The organism is Halomonas sp. H5 (genome assembly GCF_050613175.1).
In the GTDB taxonomy this organism is placed as follows: domain Bacteria; phylum Pseudomonadota; class Gammaproteobacteria; order Pseudomonadales; family Halomonadaceae; genus Bisbaumannia; species Bisbaumannia salifodinae.
In genome coordinates this window covers 864,146-885,159 of record NZ_CP192510.1, presented here as the reverse complement: position 1 = coordinate 885,159, position 21,014 = coordinate 864,146, and the positions used below count along the sequence as shown (strand labels likewise).

The window sequence follows — 21,014 nt, the reverse complement described above, 5'->3', positions numbered from 1 at the left end:
GGGCCAGGGGGCGCCTCAACGGTGCCACGGAATCATGCCAGGGCCAGGGAGGTCCGCAACAGCGCCCCGCTCGACAGGGCCTCCAGCACCGAGAAATGATGGGTATCGGCCACGCTCGACACCTCGATGCCTTCGAGTCGCTCGCCCCAGCGCCGGGCGAGCTCCCGAGACTGCCAATGGAAGGCCTCGCTCTCCCGCTCCCCGACGGCCAGATGCAGGCGTAATCCGGGGTTGGGGGCGGTCAACAGCGGACTCAGCGCCCGGGCCGTCTTCTCATCCGGCAGGCCGAGCAACGGCCCGAAACTCATATGGCGCATCGGCTCGAGGTCGAAGATGCCGCTGATCAGCAAGGCGGCACGAATCGGGGTCGCCGGCATATCCGGGTCCAGGGTCGGCCAGTCGCTACTGACCAGGCAGGCTCCCAGGTGTCCGCCGGCACTATGACCGACGACCTGGATGCATTTCCGATCGATGCCGTAGCGTTCGGCCCCATGCCATAGATGGCGCAGGGCCTGGCGCACGTCCTCGACCTGATCGGCGATGGTGACCTCGGGACACAGGCGATAGTTGAGCACCGCCACGGCCCAGCCCGCGGCCAGATGCCCGGCCAGCAGCGGAGCATGCTCGGCCTTGTCCATGGCCTGCCAGTAGCCGCCATGAATAAAGATCAACAGGGGAGCCTGCGGTCGTGACGCGGGGAAGAAATCGAAGCGCTGCAGCCCTGCCTGACCATAGGGCAGGTCACGAGATACCTTGCGGGTCGCCAGGAAGCGTTCACCCGCCTCCCGCCAACGCACGAAAATATCGAGGTGGTCGGGAACGGCCACCCGAGCGCTGTAGGCCGTATTGACCGCCGCCGCCGCCAACCCCCGCCAGACCGGCGCGTCACTCGGTGATGCTGCCGTCTCCTCCTCCAGCTCCAGTGACAATATCACTCGTGGCGCCGATGTCGCCTCGATGGCGAAGGAGGCCGGCTTGAAGCCACCGAAGACCTCGCGCCAGAGGCGATCGCAGGCCGGAAGACGAGGGTCCAGGCGCCCCGCCGGTGATGTCACCGAGAGGTGACGCATCCCGGCCGGGGAGCCACCTACCGCCTTGAGGCGCCCGAGCAGCGTCACCAGCGCCTCCCGGAAGGCCGCCTCAATATCGGCTTGCCAATCTGTGCTGGCAGCCTTCAGCGCCATCTCCACCGTGATATCGGATACTGACTCGCGCTTTTTCATGGGGGATTCTCCCGAGTAAGGTGTCCAACTAGATAGAAGCCAAGCACTTTCCGCATATAAAAAGTGCCAGCCGATTGGCTGGCACAAAGCGAGCAGAGGTCAGGAGCCGAAAAGCTCCCAGTAAGGACGGAGAACGCTGCGATCAGAACTGGAAGAGGGCACTGGCCTGAATGCGGCTGGCGTCGAGGCTTTCCCCATTCAGCCGCTCCAGTTCGGTGTACTGGAACTCGGCACCGACCGCCAGGCGCTCATTGACGTCCCAGATCAGGTTGGCGTAGGAGAACTGCATATTGTCGACGAAGCCCTGCAGGCCGGCGACGTTCTCCGGCAGGTCCTGGGTCAGGTAAGAGGTACCGATGGCGCTCGACCAGTCCTGGGTCCAGCGATACTCCAGCGAGGCGCCATAGCTCTGGAAGTCGACGCTCTCGAGGCGATTCCCGACGATGACGGCATCCGGGGTGCGCATCGCCTCCGCGGCCTCGGGAATCACATTGAGGTAGTTGCCCAGGCCACTCCCCAGCATGGTGTTACCCTTCAATACCAGGCGATCCCCCAGGGGAAGGGCGGCCCGCGCCACGATCCCGTACCCCAGGGTGCTGTCATCGACCGCGGCCTGATATTCGTTGGTGGCCAGTTCGCGCACGATCCCCGAGATGCCGAAGCTGCGGCCGTACTGATAGCGAAGCGTCAGGTCGGGCAGAGGAGACTCCGAGGCCACCGGGATCCCGGCACTGGACACCACGGAGGTATTCGAGTCTTCCAGGGCCACGGCGAAGAAGCCGTTGTCACCACGCCATGTATAGCGCACCTGGGGCTGACGCTCGAAGGTATAGCCGATCGGGTTACCCAGCTTCAGCGTACGTGGAGAACCGACCATCTGCATGAAGTTGCTCCATGTCTTACCGGCCAGGAAACCACCGAACTCCCCGTAGGCATGGCGCAGATTGAATGACTCATCGGGAACGAAGTGCCCCTCCACATAGGTACTGATCGTCCCTTGGTCGGTATGCGTCTGCGTCCGGAAGTTCAGCCGGCTCTCGGCGGCGGTAAAGGTCGTTCTTCCGGAGGTCTTGTTGTCCTCGTCGGTTACCGAGAACGGGTCGGTAACGATGCCCTGGTCATAATCAAGGTCGTAGAGTGCGTCCAGCTTGATATAGCCACCGAAGGCCACATCGGTATTGGTGCCGGGAATATTGAAAGTGGAGCGATGATTCCAGGGGGCGCCGACGCGGCTCGGCTCGCCGGTCACCACCGGCTGTCCGGCCGGCACCACATCATACGCCAGGGAATTTTGAGCAAAGACCAGCCCCGCCGGCAGCATCGCGGCCAGCACTACATTTTTTTTGAATTTCATCAGAGATCCCAGATTGTTGTATTTTACTTATCAAGAAAAACAGAAGCGCTTATTTATTATCGTTAGCTACACCTCCTTATCAGCACGCGGCAGCCACCGGCATCATCAGGGATTATCAAAAACCGCTAATAACCCCCGACGATGTCGGACCAATAAAGAGTCAAATATCAGTTCTGGTGAACTACTTCCCCGGAGAAGAAAGTCCACTCGATCGCGATATCCCGGAGGGATTCGGGATCCAGGGTGATGGGGTCCTCCGAGACCACCACCATATCGGCATACTTGCCGGGGGAAATGGAGCCGATACGGTCTTCCATACCCAGCCCTTGCGCGGCCCAGAGGGTATGCATCCGCAGCGACTCCTCGGGCGTCACGGCCTCCTCGGCCCCCAGCACGCCCGCCGCCGCCGTCTGGCGAGTGACCTCGACCCACATGGCGAGGAAGGGGTCGAAGGGCGCCACCGGTGCGTCGGTGCCCGCCGCCGGCAAGAGGCCGGCATCGATATAGGTGCGGTTGGGGATGGAGCGATGCGTCCGCTCCTCGCCCCAGAACTCCAGGAAACCGGAGCCCAGGGTATAGTTATGCGGCGCCTGGGTATGGGGCGTGATACTCAGCTCACGCATGCGCTCGAGATCCGACGCCTTGGGCAGGTAGGGGTGTTCGAGCCCCCAGCCGAGCCCGGCCACCGGGCAGTGCTCGTTCAATTCGCCCCAGGCATTCAGCACATTGGTGATCGCCTGGCCGCCGATCGCATGCACGGAGAGTCCCCAGCCGTTTTCACAGGCGAAGGCCGAGAGTCCCTCGATCTTGTCCAGGGGGGTCACCTCGATCCCCCGGAACCCGGGGATATTGGCGTAGTCCTCCCGCAGCAGCGCGGTTTCCACCCCGCCGTCATAGGTGGCCTTCAGCCCACCCACGCGCAGGTCATCATCGCCCATGCCCGGCGAGATCCCGTGCTCGTCGAGCAGGGCGATATCCTGCTCCAGGGGGGCGCGCGGATTGATGGCCATCATCGCCACCCCGCGGAGGCTATGCTCGCCGTCATCGACGACGGAGCGCCAGGAGGCCAGATGATCGGGAGAGACGTGCTGCGAACGGACGGTGGTCACGCCGCGGCGGGACAGGGCCGCCATGGCGGCGACAAAGTTGGCGCGTACCTGAGTTTCCGAGGGGGAAGGCAACAGGCCGGCGATTTCATTGACCTTCGCGAAGCTCTGGATCCAGCCCGTGAAGCGCCCGTTATCGTCCCGGTCATACTTGCCTCCCGGGGGATCGGCATCCTCCTCGTCGATGCCGGCGGCCGCCATCGCCGCTGAGTTGATCACCGCATTGATGCCGCCGCGACGCAGGAAGACCGGGTGATTCGGTGCCACCGCATCGAGCTCTTCCCGACTCGGGAAGCGGTTCTCCGCCAGCTGACTCTCGTGCCAGTCGGACGCCCCGACGATCCATTCTCCCTCCGGGAGGCGTTCCGCTTCGGCGGCGATCCGCTCGAGCAGGACACTCAGGCTCCTCAGGTCATTGGTCGGGATCTTCTGAAGGTTCTCTCCCACCTCATCCAGGTGCAGATGCGTATCCACCAGCCCGGGGATCAGGGTCCGGCCGTCGAGGTCGATCACGCGAGACCCCGCATCGCGCAAGGCGAGGATCTCTTCGTTGCTGCCGACGGCCAGGATCCGGTCGCCGGACACCGCCACGGCCTCCGCGACACCGATGGCATCGTCCATGGTGCGCACCTTGGCGTCATGGAGAATCAGGTCGACCTCGCCGGAGGCACAAGCCACCCCGATCGTGCCGAGCGTCAGGGCCGCACAGGAAAGCGTCTTTCTTATTATCATGTTGGAAAATTTCCTTGATCTTGTGTCGTTGTTTTCGTGTTGGTCGCCCGGGCGGCTCGGGGCCCGGTTTGGTCAGGGAAAGGCTCGGCTCCTCTTCGCGGTGAAACTCACAACAGCGCCAGGGTCAGCCAGGGCTGCCAGGCCAGCAGCACCAGGGCCAGCAGGCTCATCAGCAGGAAGGGCCAGAGGGCGCGGAAGATGCGCATCGGCGGCACCCCGGTCATCGACGAGCCGATAAACAGCCCCGCCCCCACCGGCGGCGTCAGCAGCCCCAGCACCAGAGTCAGGCAGATCACCACCCCGAACTGGTAGGCGCTGATATCGAACTGCCCCTGGGCGATGGGCAGCAGGATCGGCACCACCAGGATCAGCGCGGCGATGCCGTCGACGATCATCCCCACCAGCAGCAGGATCCCCACCACCAGCATCAGGAAGGCGAAGGGACTGTCGGTGACCTCGGCGATCCAGGCCGCGGCCATCTGCGGCAGCTGCTCGTAGACAATCACCCAGCCGAAGACCCCGGCGGCGCCGATCAGCATGATCACCAGGCCGGCATTGAAGGCGGTGCGTCGGAGGATCTCCGGCAGGCGGGAGAAGGTCAGGTCGCGGTAGACATAGCGGCCGATCAGCAGGGCCGCCAGCGAGGCCAGGGCCGCCGACTCGGTGGGCGTGGCCAGGCCGGCGAGGATGCCGCCGATGATGATCACCGGGATGCTCATGGCCGGCAGCCCCATCAGCAGGTAGCGCCTGGCCTGGGCGCGGGTCGGCCACTGGCCCTGGGGATACTGTTGCACCAGGCCCACGGCGGCGATGGCCAGGAAAAACAGCCCGCCCATCAGCAGCCCCGGGATGATGCCGGCGATAAACATGTCGGCGATGGGCACCTGGGCCATGACGCCATAGAGCACGAAGAGCATCGACGGCGGGATGATCGGCGACAGCAGGCCCCCGGCGGCGGTAATGGCCGCGGCGAAGGGCTTGTCGTAGCCGTCCTTCTCCATGGCCGGGACCATGGCCCGGGACATGATGGCGATCTGCGAGGCCGCCGAGCCGACGATGGCCGCCATCATCATGTTGGCGACCAGGTTGATATACACCAGGCCACCGCGGAAGCCCCCCACCAGGATGCGCGCCAGGTCGATCAGCCGCCGGGTCAGGCCGCCCTCGTTCATCAGCTCGCCGGCCAACATAAAGAGCGGGATGGCCAGCAGGCCATAGTTCTCGATGGCGCCGTAGAGCTGCTGCGGATAGGAGGCGAACAGCAGGGTATTGCCGGAATCGGCGATATACCAGGCGGCGGTAAGCGCCAACACCAGGGCGATGGGCACCGCCCCCAGCAACAGCACGGCGAAGACGACGAGAGTCATGCGGGCCTCCTTTCCGCCCGCGCCAGGCCCTGGATGCCGTCGATCAGGTTGACCACGGCGTGAAGGCTCAGCGAGACGGCGAAGATGGGCAAGCACAGCCAGACCCAGAACTTGGGGATGCCCAGCGTGCGCGAGGTTTCGGAGTAGATGAAGTTGAAGGTCGCGCCCTGGAAGGCCTGGAGATCGAAGCCGCTGGCCCACAGGGTCGCCGGGTCGTACCAGCGCCAGCACAACACGGCCAGGAAGAGCGCGAAGAACAGCACCAGGATATCGACGAGCAGGTTCAGCCCCTGACGCAACCCACTCGGCAAGACATCCGCCAGCAGGGTCACGGCGACCCCCTCGCGGCGCTTGAGCACCACCGAGGTGGTGAAGAAGGTCATCCAGATCATGGCGTGGATGGCCAGTTCATCGGTCCAGTAGAGGGCATGACCCAGCGAGCGGGTGGCGATATTGAGCAGGATCAGCAGGCTGATGATCGCCGCCAGCCCCGCGGCGATCACCCCCTCACACCGGGCGATGCCGGACGAGAGTCGTTTGAGCATGACGGCCTCCAGGGGCCCCGGCGCCGGGCCGGGGCGGTTCGGGTTCAGCGGAAGTCAGTCGGCCAGTTCGGCGGCCGCCTCGCGCAGCAGCGGCAAGTACGTCGCCTTGGGGGCCCAGATCGCCTCCCACTCGGCGGTGGCGTCGGCGAAGAAGTCCGGACCCACCTCGGTGACGGTGATGTCCTGGCCGCGCAGCTCCTCGCCCCAGGCCTCATGGTGCTCCTGGAAGTGGCTCATGATGTTGTCGGCATGCTCGGCCATGGCGCCGCGGATCAGTTCACGATCCGCGTTGTCGAGCTGTCCCCAGACCCGCCCGGAGACCACCGCCACCATGGGGAACATCATATGGTTGGAGACCACCAGGTTATCGGCCTGCTCGTAGAATTCGAGCAGTCGGATGGAGTCGTAATCCATGTCGATGGCGTCCACCTGACCATTGGCCAGGGCGTCATAGACTGCGGGCAGCGGCAGCGGCGTGGGGGCGGCGCCGGCGGCCACATAGAAGTCGCGGATCGGATCGAAGGGGGTGATACGCACCTTGAGGCCGCTCAGGTCGTCGGCGCTGTCGATGGGCTGGCGGCTGAGGATCTGGCGCATGCCGGCCATGCCGTAGCCCACGCCCACCAGGCCCGTCTGCCCCGGCATCGCCTCGAGCATCTCGGCGGCCACCTCGGAGCGCAGCAGGGCGGCGGCATGATCGATGTCTTCCACCAGGAAGGGCGCATAGAGGGCACCGAAATCGGGGATGCGGTTGGAGATCTCGGCGAGGGTCAGGAAGGCCATGTCCAGGGAGCCGGCCTGGAGCTGCTGGACCATCTGCGCCTCGTTGCCCAGCTGCTGGGCGGGGAAGATGCTGACGCTATGCTCGCCGCCGGAGCGCTCATTCAGGGCCTCGGCGAAGCCCTCGGCCTCCTGGCTCCAGATATGCGACTGGGGGGTGACCAGGCCGAGGCGGAAGTCCCGAGCCTGGGCGGTCACGGCGGTGACGGTGAGCGACGCCGCCACGGCGGCGGTCATCAGGGTCTTGAGCTTGGTCATGGGGGTAATCTCTATTGTTGTGTTGTTGAAGCACCGGCCCGTCCGGGCCGGTGCGATATACCGCTGGGCGTTCAGCCGTCTTCCAGGGCGCGGGGGCGCTTGTGGCGCGCCTGCTGCTCGGGATCCTCGGTCCTGGCCAGTTCGATATCGAAGACCACCTCGGTGAAGGGGCCGCTCAGGCCGCGCAGCTCCGCCTCGCTGGGCGACTCGATGCGCTTGGCGTCCACCACCAGCTCCTCGCGGGTGGCGAAGGCGAAGTCGTCCCAAGTGTACTCGTCGCCGGCCAGGTTGATCTGGGTGGTCAGGTGGCGATGCCCCGGCGCCGAGACGAAGAAGTGGATATGCGCCGGGCGCTGGCCGTGACGGCCCAGGGCGGCGAGCACCCGGTCGGTGGGGCCGCCCGGGGGCACGCCGTAGCCGGAGGGGATGATGCTGCGGGCGTGATAGCGCCCCTCGGCATCGGCGAGAATGGTGCGGCGCAGGTGGTAGTCGCTCTGGGACGGGTCGAAGAAAGAGTAGCCGCCCTTGGCGTTGGCGTGCCACACCTCCACCTGGGCATGGGGCACCGGGTTGCCCTGGGTGTCGCGCACCTGACCGGTCAGCCACATCACCTCGCTGTCGGTATCGCTGCCGTCATCCAGGCGCGCCTCGACCTCGCAGACCGGGGCGCCGGCCACATAGAGGGGGCCCTCGATGGTGCGCGGCGTGCCGCCGCTCAGGCCGGCCTCGGCATCGGCGGCATCCATGCGCATGTCCAGGTAGTGATCGAAGCCCAGGCCCGGGGCCAGCAGGCCGAACTGGGTCTCCTTGCCGAGCTCGTTCATCAGGCTCACCGCCGACCAGAACTCCTCCGGGGTGACGTCATAGTCGTCGATCAGCTGGTACACGTCGCCGAGCAGGCGGTGCAGGATCTGCTTGGCGCGCGCGTTGCCGCCGGCCTGGTCGAAACCGGCCACCTGGTTGAGGAAGTTCTGGACATCGGCGCTGTCGAAAATCTTTACGGTCATGGTCGAGTCTCTCTCGTTGTCATTCTTGGGACGGAGCGGGCCATCCGGGGCCGGTGACGGGGCCTTGGCAGGCCAGGGCCTCAACTGGAAACGAACTTCTCGAAGAACACCCGGTGCTCCCCCACCTCACGCTCGTCCAGCCACTGCTTGGTGGCCTCGATCATCGGCGGCGGCCCGCACAGGTAAGCGTCGAAGGGCCGGGCCAGGAAGTCGAGATCGAAGAGATCGCAGACCACCCCCTTGTTGCCCTGCCAGGCCTCGGAGGGGTTCATCACGATGGTCTCGAAGGCGAAATCGGGAAGCGTCTCGGTGAAGGCCTCCAGACGCGCCAGCTCGCTGAGGTCCTGCTCCTGGGTCACCCCGTAGGCGAGGCGGATCGGCTGGGTGCACTCGCCCTTCTCGGCCAGTTCCTCGAGCATGCCGAGGAAGGCGGAGAGGCCGGTGCCGCCGGCCACCATCAGCAGGGGGCGCTGCACCTCGCGCAGGTAGAAGGCGCCCAGGGGGGCCTCCAGGGAGATGGCGTCCCCCACCCTGGCGCGATCGCGCAGGTAGTCGCTCATCACGCCGCTGGGCAGCAGGCGGATCAGGAAACGCAGCTTGCCCTCCTTGACCGCCGCGGTGGCGAAGGAATAGGCCCGCCACTCGTCGGAGCCCGGCACCTCGATGCGCGCATACTGGCCCGGCAGGTAGGGCAAGGCCTGGGCGGGATCATCGAGGCTGATCTCGAGGATGGCGGCGGCGTCGGAGACCTGCTCCACGGCGCTGACGGTGCCGTCGTGCACCTCGGTGGCCACGCTGCAGACATTGGAGTCGATATCGAAGTAGAAGGAGGCCTGGTTGGAGCGCAGGCGAGTCTGGCAGGCCAGCACATGTCCTTCGGCGATCTCCTCCTCGGTCAGGGCCTCCTCGTCGATGTACTCGACATCGACCTCGCCGGACTCGCGCAGGCAGCGGCAGGTCCCGCAGACCCCTTCCCGGCAATCCACCGGCAGGTTGACCCCGTGGCGCTGGGCGGCATCCATCAGCAGTTCATGCTTGTCGACCTTGACGAAGCGGGTGGTGCCGTCCCGAAAGACGATGGCGGCTGTGTTGTGCATGACTCGCCCTCCAGCGCAATCAGACGTGGTAGAAATCCAGGACGGAATCGATCTTGTCGTTGAGCAGCACGGTGTGCTTGCGGGTGATCTTCCAGTCGTCGCCGTCGCCGCGCAGGGTGTAGTCGGTGGTGCCGAAGAAGTGACCGCTCTCGCCGAAGCGATGGAAGTGGGTCACCCAGTTCACCTTGACCTGCACCTGGCCATCCTCCCGGGGCGCCAGGCGCACGTTATTGATCAGGTGCAGGGTACGCGGCATCGGCGTGGAGGCGGCGGACTTGCCGGTGCGCAGGCGGAAGATACGATCCTCGATGCCGGTGCGATCGGCGTAGTACATCAGCGACATCTCGCGCTTGGGATCCTGGGTGATCTCGTGCTCGCCCTTCCACTGGGGAATATGGAACTCGCACTCCGGGGCGAACTGCTCGAGGTAGGCGTCCCAGTCCTGATTGTCGCAATACTCGGCGACCCGATAGAGGAACTGCTCGATGGCTTGCTGCTGGCTCATGACTTACACCTCCTGGAGCTTGAGTGCTTTCTTCTCGAGGCCCGCGAGCAGCAGCCGCTGCCAGGTGCCGTGCTGGTTGACGTAGAGCCCCTCGTGGGTGAACTCGGTACCGGTGATCACCGGCTTGATGCCGAGCACCTGGCTGTTGTGGGTCTCGCCGTATTGCCAGTGCTCACGGCCCCGGGAGATGTCGTTCCACTCGGTGGCCCGCGCCTCGAAGCCGCGCTGCTGCTCGCGGAACTCCACCAGGTCATCGGGGGTGCCCATGCCGGAGACGTTGAAGAAGTCCTCGAACTGGCGAATGCGGTTCTCGCGGTCGGCGTCGGACTCGCCCTTGACGCCCAGGCAGAGGCTGATCACCTCGGTCTTGTTCCAGCTCACCGGGCGAATGATGCGCAGCTGCGAGCTGATCTGATCCATGAAGAACAGGCTGGGGTAGATGTTCAGGTTGCGCAGGCGGTGCATGGTCCACTCGGCGCGCTCCCGGGGCAGCTGCTCGATCAGGCGCGGCATCACCGTGGCGTAACCGGGGCGCACCTGGGGATTGGGCATGTCGCTGAACAGCAGGCTATGACCGTTGGCGAAGGAGAACCAGCCGTCGTCGGTGTCCTTGTCGCCGGCGCCCAGCTTGCTGTAGTCGAGGGTGTCCCCGCCGCCGCCCTTCTGCTGGGCCTCCAGCTCGCGGCGATGCTGCACCGTGGAGACGTAGTTATAGTGCACGGTGCTGACGTGATAGCCGTCCAGGCCGTTCTCGTTCTGCAGCTTCCAGTTGGCGTTGAAGGTGTAGCGGGACTCGCCGGGCAGCACCTCCAGCTCACCGTCTTGCGCCTGCTCCACCATCATGTCGAAGAACAGCTTGGTGTCGCCGAGGAACTCCTCGAGGCCGACGCTGGACTCGGTGTCCAGGCTGATAAAGACGAAGCCGCGGTAGCTTTCGATGCGCGCCTGGCTCAGGCCGCGGCTGGCCTTGTCAAAGTCCTGGGGATACTCGCCGGGGGCCTTGACCTTGACCAGCCGGCCATCGGACTTGTAGCACCAGGCGTGGAACGGGCAGGTGAAGGTGGACTGGTTGCCCTTGCCGACCCGGGTCAGGGTGGCGCCGCGGTGCTGACAGGTATTGGCCAGCGCGCGCAGCTCGCCCTTGCCATCCCGGGTGATGATCATCGGCTGGCGGCCGGCCTGCATGGTGATGAAGTCGTGGTTGTTGGGGATCTGGCTCTCGTGGCAGGCGAAGATCCACTGCTTCTCGAAGATCAGCTCCATTTCGAGATCGAAGAGGGCCCGATCGGTAAACATGTCACGGGAGACGCGATAGACGCCGTCGTCGGGGCGGAAATCGATGCACTTCTCGATAAACGCCTGCCAGTCGGGGAGGGAGCGATATGCTGTCATCGGTCGTTACCGTCTTGTTGCTTGTTGGGTACGACTCACCTTAGGCGCCCTCCCCCAGGGCTCACTATGCAGTTCTTGGAGGAACGCTATGCACTTCTTGGCCACCCCCGAAGGGGCTTTTTAAGCCACTGATATTTCGATGCTTTAGCAACCCTATACGACCAAAGAGAAAGGCACCGTCGCCGGGGCGAACAGTGCCTTTTCGGGCCGTTATGCAGGTCTTGGATCAGAACGTCAGGCTCGCCTTGAGCCACAGCGAATCGCCTCGAGGACGATTCTCGACGGCGAACTCCCGCTCGTACTTGAGGGTCACGAAGGCGCCCTGACCGTTATCCCACTTCAGCGACGGGCCGATGGCGAAGGCCTGCCCGCGATTGCCGATATCGTCTCCATTGAGGCGATCATCAGTGACCTGCCGGTAGGCGTAGCCTCCCACCCCGACGACCCAGTTGGGATGCAGCGCATAGCCCAGGGAGTAGTCGGCATGCAGCTCCTGTCCGGACTGGTAGTTGGTGTCGGGATTCTCGAAGTTGTAGTCATACATCACCTTGAGATCCCAGTTGAGCCCCTCAGGATCGACCCGGGAGAGCGCGTACACGCCCTGGACGGTCCAGTAGTTGCGACCAATATTGGCCAGACGACCGGCATCGAAGCTACCGGTGGGAACGAACAGATCGACCCCCACGGCGCTGTGCAGGTTGGGGCTATGGTGATAGGCCAGGGCCATGGTCAGGTCGATATCGCCCAAGCCCAGATCGCTGTCGTGCTGACCATTGACGGTGACATCCAGGTCGACCAACGGAAAGAGGCCGGCGAAGGCCAGTTGCCCGCCCCACAGAGTCTGCTCGGTGACCCATAGCAGGCGCGGCGCCAGCACATTGGCCCTGAGCCGGAAGTCGATGGGCAGGCGCTCCCCCTGGCCGTCGCGGAACTCATCGGCGGCATAGTGGTTGGCGTAAAGCAGCGGATAGACCCCCGGCGGCGGCAGGGCCCCCATCAGGAAGTTTTCGGCGCCCATGGGGTAGCTGGACCCGCCGCCCTCGGTGGCCTGGGCAGAGGCCGCGGCCACCAGGGCCAGTGCGGCGATGCCGCCGCGCAGTGCTGTGTGTTTCATCGGGAGGACTCTCATGACTGTTGTTGTTATTGCCCGGGGCCGGACGACCCCGGGGCTGGCAGGGGCTGGTGCACTCAGACGCAGAGGCGCTGAAAGCCCCCCTGGTAGAAGAGCAGCGGCTCGCCCGCCTCGCTGGCGAAGCGCAGCACCCGCCCGACGATCAGCAGATGATCCCCGGCCAGGCGCGTAAACTCGACGCGGCACTCCAGGCGCGCCAGGCTATCCGCCAGCAGCGGCACGCCCTCGGCACTGGTCTGCACCGCGATGCTGGCGAACTTGTCCTCGGCGGGGCGGGCAAACTGCATGGCCAGCGCCTCCTGTTGGGCGCCGAGGATATTCACTGCGAAATGACGCCCCTCGGCGAAGGCCCCCAGGCTTGGCGACTGCACACCCAGGCTCCACAGGATCAGGGGCGGCTCCAGAGAGAGCGAAGAGAAGGAGTTGGCGGTGATACCGATGGGCTCACCGCCCTCCCCCGTCGTGGTCACAACGGTCACCCCGGTGGCGAAATGACCCAGGGTCTGGCGCAGGGCGCGGGGGTCAAGGGCCTCGGCGCCGGCCTCCACGGCCGGCTTGGATGCGGTCAGGGTAGTCATGATCAGGCCTCCAGCTTGAGTTGCTCGTTGATCAGATGACGGCAGGCCTTGGCATCGAGCCACCAGGGCAGGTAGTCGGGGGGATTATCGAAGCCGTTGGCCAGCATCGCAGCGAGCTCCGGCAAGTGCTGGGCGGCGTCCAGCAGCTCGAGGATATGCTCGGCAGGCGGCAGCAGCAGGCTGTTGGTCCAGCTCACCACGTCCTTGGCATAGCCCCAGTAGGTCTCGAAGGTGGCCTCCATCCAGGCCCGATCGAAGGGCGCGTCACCCCGAGCCAGGATGGCGTCCAGGTAGACGCGGCTGCACTTGGCGCCGTTGTTGGAGCCCTGACCGGTGATCGGGTCGTTGACCACCAGGGCATCGGCGATACCCAGTACCTGGCGTCCCGACGGGAGGGTCGCCACCGGCTTGCGCACCGTGGGCGGGAAGCGCCCGGCGAGGATGCCGTTGTCATCGGTCAGTTGCACGTCCTGGCAGCGCTCCGCTTCCCAGGGCGCATAGGTACGCAGCAGCTCCAGGCTCTTGGCCAGATGCTGCTCGGGAGTAGTGACCTCCTGCCAGCAGTCCATGGGTCCGCCGGGGATCCCCTCGAAGACCATGATCTCGCAGGGGCCGTTCAGGGTCAGCGACGGGAAGACGAAGTATTCGCCGATGCCGGGGATCAGGTTGAAGGCCACCCGAGAGAAGTCGGCGCGGGGCGTCATGCCCTGCACATAGGTGAGGGCCAGGGCGCGCTGGGGCTTGTCGAAGCGGGAACGCTCGGCATCGCGCTCGAAGAGGCGCACGATATCGCCCTTACCCGCGGCCACCAGCACCAGGTCGTGGCTGGCGGCCAGTTCCTCCAGCTCCTCGATGCCGGCGTCACGGATCACCAGCTCGCCCCCCAGGCGCTCGAACTCTTCCATCCAGACCGGCATCTTGAGGCGCTGATCCACCGACTGGGCATAGCGCTCCAGGGGCGCGGCCCAGTCGATCAGCTTGGCGCCGGCCTGCTCCGGGTGGGGCACCGTCATGCCGATGCCCTCCACCGGCGGGCACGCGTCCTCCCAGAAGTTCAGCCCCAGGTCTCGCTCGATCTGCAGCGCCTGATCGAACATGCACTGGCTCGACATCACCCGCCCCTGGCGGATCTGTTCACCGGTACGGTTGGAGAGCAGGGTCACCTGGTAACCGCTCTTGAGCAGGCCGATGCCGGTCTGCAGGCCGGACTGACCGGCCCCTACGATAGCAATGCGTCGGGTCATGGGAATCTCCCCATCGGTTGTTGTTGTGATGGCCAGAGGCCTCAGTGAAGTCAGCCGGCGAGCCGCGGGATCGCCGGTACTCGCTGTTCCGGGCCCAGCGCCGAGTAGCCGCCATCCACGGCGTAGTCGGCGCCGGTGACGAAGCTGGCCCGGTCGGAGCAGAGGAAGAGCACCACCTGGGCGACCTCCGCCGGGTCCCCGGCGCGGCCGAGCATATGGAAGTCCCCCGCCACCCGGTCGGTGCGCGCCCGGTCGCCGCCGCTGACCTCCTCGATCAGCCGCGACCAGGTCCAGCCCGGCGACACCGAGTTGACGCGGATGCCCTCCTCGGCCAGGTCGAGGGCCATGCTGCGGGTCAGCTGGCGCATCGCCGCCTTGCTGGCCGGGTAGAGCCAGCGACCGGTCTGGGCCACCTCGGCCGAGATGCTGCTGAAGTTGACGATCACGCCGCCCCCGCGGCGGCGCAGGGCGGGATGCACGGCCTTGGTGGCCATGACCGTGCTGACCAGATTGATGTCCAGCGCCGTCAGCCAGTCGGCCCGGGACGAGGCCAGGCCTTCGTCCAGATAGCTGCAGGCCAGGTTGACCAGGATGTCGATCCCGCCGACCTCCGCCTCGACCCGCGCCACCGCCGCCTGGAGCTGGTCGTCCCGGGTGATGTCGGTGGCGATGAAACGTGCCGTCGATCCCAGCCGGTCGGCCAGGGCCGACCCGGCCGCCTCATCGATATCGAGGATGGCGACCTCGCTGCCCGCCGCCACGAAGGCCTCGGCCAGGGCCTGGCCGATCAGGGTGGCCCCGCCGGTGATGATGACGCTGCGCTTGTGCAGTGATTCCATGAGACGCTCCTCCCTTCGCTCAGCGGTTGGCGCTATCGGCCCAGGTGGGCATCAAGGTGTTGGACGGCAGGGTCTCGTCGAGCAGCTTGGCGGCGGTCTCGCGGCCGGCCACCGGCAACCCGGCGGGGTCGAGCACCCCGATCTGCACCAGCAGCGAGGCCTGATCCCAGTAGATGTGTTCGTGGTAGAGCTTGTCACCGCGGAACTTGACGATGGCGACCAAGGGGATCTCCACGTAGTTGCCGGTGGGAGCGATCCCCGGCAGCAGCCAGTCGATCTCGCAGTCGTGGGTAAAGCAGAACAGCAGCTCGTCGACGATCTGGGTGGCGCCGATGGTCCGCGACAACGGGATCAGGGTGGTGTCGTCGGGGTTGCTGTCGACGAAGTGGTGCTTGTAGAAGCGATAGAGCTCCCGGTACCCCACCCCACCGGTTAGGGTCGGGATATGGTTCACATAGGGCTCGGCGACCATGGTGGCCATGGTGTCGTCCACGTTGCGGGTGGAAAACTCGTACTCGCAGTGCTTGTCCCACAGCGCCGAGAGGTCGTAGTGGGGCCCCATCGCCTTGCGGAAGGCCGCCACCGAGCGCTGGTGGGCCATCAGCGCGGACGGCTTGTGATAGTGCTCGGAACGGGGCCGGGCGAAGGCGTGATCGACCCCCGGATAGAGGTAAAGCTCGAGGTTTTCCTGCTGGCCCAGGGCCGCTTCGATATCCTGGCGAGCGGCGGCGGGGCAGTACTCGTCCTGCTCGGCGAAATGCAGTACCAGGTGACCACGAATCGATGCCGCCTCATCGAGGTGATTCTCGATACCCATGCCGTAGTAGCCCACGGCCACGTCCACGTCGCAGCGACAAGCGGTCAGGTAGGCCAGGCGCGCCCCCAGGCAGAAGCCCAGCGCCCCCACCTGGCCACTGCACTCGGGACGCGAACGCAGGGCCGCGATGGCGGCGGCGATATCCTCGATGCCGCGATCCTGATCGAAGCCCTGATAGAAGCCGAAGGCGCGCTGCCAATCCTCCGGGGTATAGTCGAGCTCGACCCCGGCCTCCTGGCGCCAGAACAGGTCCGGGGCCAGCACCACATAGCCCTCTTCGGCGTAGTAATCGGCGATCTCGCGGATGGTGCCATTGACGCCGAAGATCTCCTGCAGCAACACGATCCCCGGGCCGCTGCCGGAGGCCGGAATGGCCAGATAACCGCTGAAGCTGCCGCTGCCATCCGCGGCCTTGATCTCGATGGAAGTGCCCATGCCGATGCCTCCTGGTGTTGTTGTTGGCGGGTCATTGCGGGAATCCACGCCACCACCTTAGGCAAGGGATCGGGCACGCCACGATCCGCTGAGCGCACCCACTATCCGCTGAGTGCAGAAAGTGCTTTTCCACGACGCGAATCAGGAAAAGCGCCCCTTATACTGCAAGGGCATTACGTTGCCCGTCCCTGAGGCGGGCACATAACAACAACAAGCGAGCCCCCCATGACAACGCACAAGCCACTACCCGACTGGCTGAAGCGAGCCCTGATGGAGGACCATCGGCGCCTGGTGTTCCGCTCGACCGCCGCGGAAGAGGCGCGCCAGAGCGTCGCCAGTGTCTTCAAGCCACATCGACTGGAACCCTTGGGCCAGGGCGGCCGCCTGGCGGCTCGCCTGCACTCGGTGACCCTGGGCCGCGTCTCCTACAATCGCCTGGCCTATGGCGGCGCGGTGCGCATCGACCCGGAGCGGCTCGAGAGCTTCTACCTGATCCAGATGCCCCTCCAGGGGCTGGCGCGGATCGACAGCGACGACGAGCGGGTTGCCTCGGGAGCAGGCCTGGCCTCGGTACTCAATCCTACGGCCCGGCTCAGGATGCACTGGAGTGACGACTGCGATCAGCTGATGCTGCGTATCGAGCGCGGCGCGCTGGAGCAGGCCTGCAGCCAGTTCCTGGGACGCCCCCTGCGTTCCCCCTTGAGCTTTCACCCGGCCCTGCGCTGGCGTAACACCCCGAGCTGGTTCAACCTCATCGCCTATGTCACCCGGCTGCTCGGGGAGTCGCCGGAGGCCGACCGGGATCCGCTGATCGCGCCCCAGCTCGAGCAGCTGATCATCCACACCCTGCTGACCACCCAGCCCCATAACTACAGCGAAGCGCTGCGCCAGGGAGACAAGCGGCTCGCCCCACGGCACGTCAAACGCGTGGAGGAGTACATCGAGGCCCATGCCCAGGAGCCCTTGACCCCGGTGCAGTTGGCGGAAGTGGCGGGCGTCAGCCTGCGCACCCTCTATGCCGGCTTCCACGACTTTCGCCACCAGAGTCCCATGGAGACCCTGCGCCAGGTGCGCCTGCGGCGGGTGCGACAGGCCCTGCTCACGAAGGAGGGCACAGCATCGATCACCGAGATCGCCATGGGCTGGGGCTTTACCCATATGGGCCGCTTCAGCCTCGCCTATCGGCAGGCGTTCGGCGAATCCCCGAGCGAGACACGACGAGGCCAGCGGCAGGGCAATCCCTAGGGGACGACTCGGGGCGCCGGTTTCCCTTCGACACGCAAAGGGGATACCTTTAGGTGATTGGCCATCGCCTGATCGAGATGGCAGAATAATAATGCAAGTTCGCAATACGTACCCTAGAACGACATGCGAACAATGCCTCGACCGCCCCCGGGCCCTGTGGCCCCAAGATAACGACTATCGCGGCGAGGCCAGGAGGAACCATGACCGTACCCCTGACCCGACAACAGATCGCCGCCGAGTTTCGTCATCCCGACTCGGCCTGCCGCTGGATGTGCCAGGTCAATGGCCCCCATCGCCTGGAGGTGCCCCAGCCGCGTCAGCTCAGCTTTCGCCACCAGGGCACTCGCCTCGGCAATGTCTCCATCGGCACCATCGAATACGCGCCCCGGGTGACCGTCGGTATCGCCGACCTGAACCGCTCTTATCAACTCACGTTGCCCCATTATCTGGCACGCAATCACGATCACTTTCACCCCCATTCTAGGAACAAGGTTCACTTGGCATACGTCAAGTTTCCCCAAGAAATTTCTTGTTTCAAGCCATCCGATGACACCCCAAGCATGACCTTGCAACGTAACAAGGTAACCCGCGATCGTAAATTTTGAGCGAGGTCATGTGATGATAAACATACAAAACTACACAGCGCCACGACTAGACCTTTCCGAACTCTGCAGAGAGCCGGTGTTCACCAGCCACTGCCAAGAGGAAAGTCATCAGCTGCTAGCCCATGAATTGGTCGATCATGACTTGCGTTGGCGCCAAGGTTCGGTCGACACAGCATTATTTCACGCTGCCATCGGGCATTGTGATCTCTTCATGTTGCGTTACGGTGCCGAAGTCGAGGTGCGTCCAAAGCCTTTCACCGACTTTGTTCTTATGCAAATACCCCTACGCGGCAGCACCTCGATGCTATGCGACGGGACCGAATTAGAGGCCAAACCGGGCCAACTCAGCGTCCTGGCGCCTCGTCACGAGGCTCGCTTGATCTGGCGTCGTGGTTGTGAGCAGCTGATCGTCAAAGTGCCACGCAGTTTGCTGCAACTTACCCGGAAACCGCTCGTTGTTGAGGATGCGCTGGCAGCAGACGCCAACCTGCCTTCCTTGTTCCGCCTGGAAGGAAGACAAGGAGCACGAGGATTACGCCTAGTAGGTGAGCTACTGGATCAACTACCCAATGATGATGAGGGAGACAACCCTCAGTGGCGCGATCACCTAGAAGAGAGTCTATCGGTTTTCCTGCTTACCCACCAGCCTGGCATAGGATCAATAGAACCTTCCTCACTAAGGGAGCGGAAAATGCGCCGGCAGGCTCAGAAGATTGAGGTGATAATGCGCGATAGGCTGACCGATTCCGTTACACTGCGTACCTTGGCATACGAGTGTGGCATTAGCGTGCGCAGCCTGAATAACCTTTGTCATCAGTGTTATGGTCAGTCGCCAATGGAACGTATGCGCAACCTGCGACTAGAGGCTGCTCGCGAACGCTTTCTCAGCTCGCGCAGCCTAAGTGTCACCGAAGTCGCACTAGAATATGGTTTTACCCATCTGGGCCGCTTCGCCGGATACTACCATGAGCGATTCGGCGAACTTCCACGCCAGAGCTTGGCCCGCAGGACATAGGATATGAAATCCAGAGTGATTCATGTCTGGAAAAACAGATCTCTCACTTAAATTATCACTAAAGTGGCACCGTGAAGCCAGCCCTTCATACTTGCAATAATAGCGCACTCGATGCCACTCCAACCAAAAAACACATAAAAATTAGCTTCCCTAGCAAATCATACCAATTAACATCACGACTATCTGCGTCGGATTTAAGTTTAATTTAATTAAAATGAGTGATGACCTGGTGTGTCGAGAACGGCCATGGAAGCGATTACCAAGATACTCATAGCCATCAGCCCACACACGAAAACTTGAATTATACAGACGCCAGCCCAGCATCGATCCCACCATTTATTCGTCGCCGAAACCAAGCATTAAATGCATTACCATAATATACAAAATTATGGAACACCACACCACTGGTGTCATCGACAGATAAATAATAAAATATCATTCAAGGGGCACCCCGCTTTCCGACCTATCTTTTCAGAAAGATAAATAGTGCCATTGACCATAGACCGGCTTTTCTCAGACAGCTAGTAATACCCCACCCCTTCACCCATGCACCTTAGGAACACAAACTCTAAATAAATATTTTTATTAAATAAATTATAATATTGCCTCTTCAATAGCCAAGCCACTCTCCAAGAACTCCCAGCAACCATCCTAATCATCCGACAACATCAAGAAAATTGCAAAAATCGGACACCGATTTTCCAATACTGGATATCTCACCCACCCCTTCATTATCTACAGTGAAGCTCACAACAACTTAAAGCTATTATTTCAGGTAAATAAAATGCCTAGTCTTTCCCTGAGAGTCGAGAAAGTAAAAAAACTCACTCCTCGTATACGCCAGGCCATACTGAAAAGCGAAAATGGAAGCGCACTTCCAACCTTCCTTCCTGGCGCACATATCGAGCTCCATGTTCCTATCCTAGGCGACCGTCAGGTGTTGCGTGCTTATTCACTGGTAAATCTTCCTAGTGATGGATTCTACGAAATTGCTGTCCAGCTGGAAGACTCTAGCAGTGGGGGTTCGAGCTGGGTTCACGGACTCGAGGAAGGTCAACTAATTAAGACCGAAGCGCCGAATAACCATTTCCCTCTCTCTGGAGTAGCTGACGATGTCTTGCTGATCGCAGGAGGCATCGGTATCACACCGATTCTCGGAATGGCCCGCGCATTACGACTAGAGAACCGAAGCTTCACGCTGCATTACGCGGGGCGGGAAGCACGACATATGGCTTACCTCGACGAAGTGCAGGAAATGCCGGAGGCTACTTGCTGGATCAGCAGTGACGTCACGAGCGGCCGGGTACCACTACCCCGAGTGATCACCGCTCCTCAACCTGGACGCCACCTTTATGTATGTGGACCGAAAGGATTGATCGCCGACGTACTGGCCACCGCTGAGGAGCAGGGCTGGCCTAAGGAGAACTTGCACTGCGAGCTATTCGCCGGAAGCCTAGAGGCAGCAGGTGAAAAAAGCTTCGATGCCGAGCTTCGCGCTAGTGGCATGACTCTCAACGTCCCTGTGGGACAAAGCCTGCTGGATGTCATGATCGATGCCGGACTAGATCCCATCTTCGATTGTCGTCGCGGTGACTGTGGCGTCTGCGTGGCCGAGGTGCTCGAAGGTGAAGCCGAGCATCGTGATATCTGCCTGTCCGAAAGTGACCGTGCTACGGGCAGCTTTTGTACCTGTGTGTCCCGCGCTCGCGGTGAACGCTTGGTGCTCGATCTATAAATG

19 protein-coding genes are annotated in these 21,014 nt (G+C 63.4%); 4 read left to right on the top strand and 15 right to left on the bottom strand.

The window, feature by feature from the left end:
• Positions 1-32: 32 nt before the first annotated feature.
• The 15 genes from ACQ1W9_RS04120 to ACQ1W9_RS04050 form a co-directional block, all read right to left on the bottom strand.
• The gene (locus tag ACQ1W9_RS04120) at positions 33-1,223 is read right to left on the bottom strand and encodes an alpha/beta hydrolase fold domain-containing protein (protein ID WP_431025456.1); all 1,191 of its coding nucleotides are present in this window, start codon (positions 1,221-1,223) and stop codon (positions 33-35) included.
• 142 nt (positions 1,224-1,365) lie between these two features.
• Positions 1,366-2,577: a DcaP family trimeric outer membrane transporter gene (locus ACQ1W9_RS04115; RefSeq protein WP_431025455.1), complete on the bottom strand. Its 1,212-nt coding sequence runs from the start codon at positions 2,575-2,577 to the stop codon at positions 1,366-1,368.
• Positions 2,578-2,744: 167 nt separating this feature from the next.
• Positions 2,745-4,415 carry an amidohydrolase gene (locus ACQ1W9_RS04110; protein ID WP_431025454.1) on the bottom strand — a complete coding sequence of 557 codons (1,671 nt, stop codon included), beginning with the start codon at positions 4,413-4,415 and terminating at the stop codon, positions 2,745-2,747.
• 107 nt (positions 4,416-4,522) lie between these two features.
• Positions 4,523-5,782 carry a TRAP transporter large permease gene (locus ACQ1W9_RS04105; protein WP_431025453.1) on the bottom strand — a complete coding sequence of 420 codons (1,260 nt, stop codon included), beginning with the start codon at positions 5,780-5,782 and terminating at the stop codon, positions 4,523-4,525.
• Positions 5,779-6,327, bottom strand: coding sequence for a TRAP transporter small permease (locus ACQ1W9_RS04100; protein WP_431025452.1), 549 nt, complete (start codon positions 6,325-6,327; stop codon positions 5,779-5,781). Before ACQ1W9_RS04100 ends, ACQ1W9_RS04105 begins: the two co-directional genes overlap by 4 nt.
• A gap of 54 nt (positions 6,328-6,381) precedes the next feature.
• Positions 6,382-7,365: a TRAP transporter substrate-binding protein gene (locus tag ACQ1W9_RS04095; protein WP_431025451.1), complete on the bottom strand. Its 984-nt coding sequence runs from the start codon at positions 7,363-7,365 to the stop codon at positions 6,382-6,384.
• A 71-nt stretch (positions 7,366-7,436) separates the two neighbouring features.
• Positions 7,437-8,372 carry a catechol 1,2-dioxygenase gene (catA, locus tag ACQ1W9_RS04090; protein WP_431025450.1) on the bottom strand — a complete coding sequence of 312 codons (936 nt, stop codon included), beginning with the start codon at positions 8,370-8,372 and terminating at the stop codon, positions 7,437-7,439.
• Between the two features lie 80 nt (positions 8,373-8,452).
• On the bottom strand, positions 8,453-9,469 hold the full coding sequence (antC, locus tag ACQ1W9_RS04085; RefSeq protein ID WP_431025449.1) for an anthranilate 1,2-dioxygenase electron transfer component AntC: 1,017 nt from the start codon (positions 9,467-9,469) through the stop codon (positions 8,453-8,455).
• Between the two features lie 19 nt (positions 9,470-9,488).
• Positions 9,489-9,974, bottom strand: a complete 486-nt coding sequence (gene antB / locus ACQ1W9_RS04080; protein WP_431025448.1) for an anthranilate 1,2-dioxygenase small subunit — start codon at positions 9,972-9,974, stop codon at positions 9,489-9,491.
• A gap of 3 nt (positions 9,975-9,977) precedes the next feature.
• Positions 9,978-11,366, bottom strand: coding sequence for an anthranilate 1,2-dioxygenase large subunit (antA, locus tag ACQ1W9_RS04075; RefSeq protein WP_431025447.1), 1,389 nt, complete (start codon positions 11,364-11,366; stop codon positions 9,978-9,980).
• A 226-nt stretch (positions 11,367-11,592) separates the two neighbouring features.
• A complete protein-coding gene (locus ACQ1W9_RS04070; protein WP_431025446.1) occupies positions 11,593-12,480 on the bottom strand; it encodes a SphA family protein in 888 nt (295 codons plus the stop codon).
• Positions 12,481-12,554: 74 nt separating this feature from the next.
• The gene (locus tag ACQ1W9_RS04065) at positions 12,555-13,076 is read right to left on the bottom strand and encodes a flavin reductase family protein (protein WP_431025445.1); all 522 of its coding nucleotides are present in this window, start codon (positions 13,074-13,076) and stop codon (positions 12,555-12,557) included.
• Positions 13,077-13,078: 2 nt separating this feature from the next.
• Positions 13,079-14,320 (bottom strand): styrene monooxygenase/indole monooxygenase family protein, encoded by a 1,242-nt coding sequence (locus ACQ1W9_RS04060; protein WP_431025444.1) that lies wholly within the window; start codon positions 14,318-14,320, stop codon positions 13,079-13,081.
• A gap of 50 nt (positions 14,321-14,370) precedes the next feature.
• The gene (locus tag ACQ1W9_RS04055; RefSeq protein ID WP_431025443.1) at positions 14,371-15,159 is read right to left on the bottom strand and encodes an SDR family oxidoreductase; all 789 of its coding nucleotides are present in this window, start codon (positions 15,157-15,159) and stop codon (positions 14,371-14,373) included.
• 19 nt (positions 15,160-15,178) lie between these two features.
• Positions 15,179-16,411: a dienelactone hydrolase family protein gene (locus tag ACQ1W9_RS04050; protein ID WP_431025442.1), complete on the bottom strand. Its 1,233-nt coding sequence runs from the start codon at positions 16,409-16,411 to the stop codon at positions 15,179-15,181.
• 225 nt (positions 16,412-16,636) lie between these two features.
• Between ACQ1W9_RS04050 and ACQ1W9_RS04045 the strand changes: the two genes are divergently transcribed.
• The 4 genes from ACQ1W9_RS04045 to ACQ1W9_RS04030 all read left to right on the top strand — a co-directional run bounded on the left by ACQ1W9_RS04045 (position 16,637) and on the right by ACQ1W9_RS04030 (position 21,011).
• The gene (locus ACQ1W9_RS04045; RefSeq protein ID WP_431025441.1) at positions 16,637-17,656 is read left to right on the top strand and encodes an AraC family transcriptional regulator; all 1,020 of its coding nucleotides are present in this window, start codon (positions 16,637-16,639) and stop codon (positions 17,654-17,656) included.
• A gap of 200 nt (positions 17,657-17,856) precedes the next feature.
• Complete coding sequence (locus ACQ1W9_RS04040; protein ID WP_431025440.1) at positions 17,857-18,261, top strand: hypothetical protein; 405 nt, start codon at positions 17,857-17,859, stop codon at positions 18,259-18,261.
• A 76-nt stretch (positions 18,262-18,337) separates the two neighbouring features.
• Positions 18,338-19,276: an AraC family transcriptional regulator gene (locus ACQ1W9_RS04035; RefSeq protein WP_431025439.1), complete on the top strand. Its 939-nt coding sequence runs from the start codon at positions 18,338-18,340 to the stop codon at positions 19,274-19,276.
• A gap of 784 nt (positions 19,277-20,060) precedes the next feature.
• Entirely contained in the window at positions 20,061-21,011 is a 951-nt protein-coding gene (locus ACQ1W9_RS04030; RefSeq protein ID WP_431025438.1) for a PDR/VanB family oxidoreductase, read from the top strand.
• Positions 21,012-21,014: the final 3 nt, after the last annotated feature.

Coding starts and splice junctions, on each gene's coding strand:
- ACQ1W9_RS04120 (WP_431025456.1), bottom strand. CDS start 1,223: ATGAAAAAGCGCGAGTCAGTATCCGATATCACGGTGGAGATGGCGCTG.
- ACQ1W9_RS04115 (WP_431025455.1), bottom strand. CDS start 2,577: ATGAAATTCAAAAAAAATGTAGTGCTGGCCGCGATGCTGCCGGCGGGG.
- ACQ1W9_RS04110 (WP_431025454.1), bottom strand. CDS start 4,415: ATGATAATAAGAAAGACGCTTTCCTGTGCGGCCCTGACGCTCGGCACG.
- ACQ1W9_RS04105 (WP_431025453.1), bottom strand. CDS start 5,782: ATGACTCTCGTCGTCTTCGCCGTGCTGTTGCTGGGGGCGGTGCCCATC.
- ACQ1W9_RS04100 (WP_431025452.1), bottom strand. CDS start 6,327: ATGCTCAAACGACTCTCGTCCGGCATCGCCCGGTGTGAGGGGGTGATC.
- ACQ1W9_RS04095 (WP_431025451.1), bottom strand. CDS start 7,365: ATGACCAAGCTCAAGACCCTGATGACCGCCGCCGTGGCGGCGTCGCTC.
- catA (WP_431025450.1), bottom strand. CDS start 8,372: ATGACCGTAAAGATTTTCGACAGCGCCGATGTCCAGAACTTCCTCAAC.
- antC (WP_431025449.1), bottom strand. CDS start 9,469: ATGCACAACACAGCCGCCATCGTCTTTCGGGACGGCACCACCCGCTTC.
- antB (WP_431025448.1), bottom strand. CDS start 9,974: ATGAGCCAGCAGCAAGCCATCGAGCAGTTCCTCTATCGGGTCGCCGAG.
- antA (WP_431025447.1), bottom strand. CDS start 11,366: ATGACAGCATATCGCTCCCTCCCCGACTGGCAGGCGTTTATCGAGAAG.
- ACQ1W9_RS04070 (WP_431025446.1), bottom strand. CDS start 12,480: ATGAAACACACAGCACTGCGCGGCGGCATCGCCGCACTGGCCCTGGTG.
- ACQ1W9_RS04065 (WP_431025445.1), bottom strand. CDS start 13,076: ATGACTACCCTGACCGCATCCAAGCCGGCCGTGGAGGCCGGCGCCGAG.
- ACQ1W9_RS04060 (WP_431025444.1), bottom strand. CDS start 14,320: ATGACCCGACGCATTGCTATCGTAGGGGCCGGTCAGTCCGGCCTGCAG.
- ACQ1W9_RS04055 (WP_431025443.1), bottom strand. CDS start 15,159: ATGGAATCACTGCACAAGCGCAGCGTCATCATCACCGGCGGGGCCACC.
- ACQ1W9_RS04050 (WP_431025442.1), bottom strand. CDS start 16,411: ATGGGCACTTCCATCGAGATCAAGGCCGCGGATGGCAGCGGCAGCTTC.
- ACQ1W9_RS04045 (WP_431025441.1), top strand. CDS start 16,637: ATGACAACGCACAAGCCACTACCCGACTGGCTGAAGCGAGCCCTGATG.
- ACQ1W9_RS04040 (WP_431025440.1), top strand. CDS start 17,857: ATGACCGTACCCCTGACCCGACAACAGATCGCCGCCGAGTTTCGTCAT.
- ACQ1W9_RS04030 (WP_431025438.1), top strand. CDS start 20,061: ATGCCTAGTCTTTCCCTGAGAGTCGAGAAAGTAAAAAAACTCACTCCT.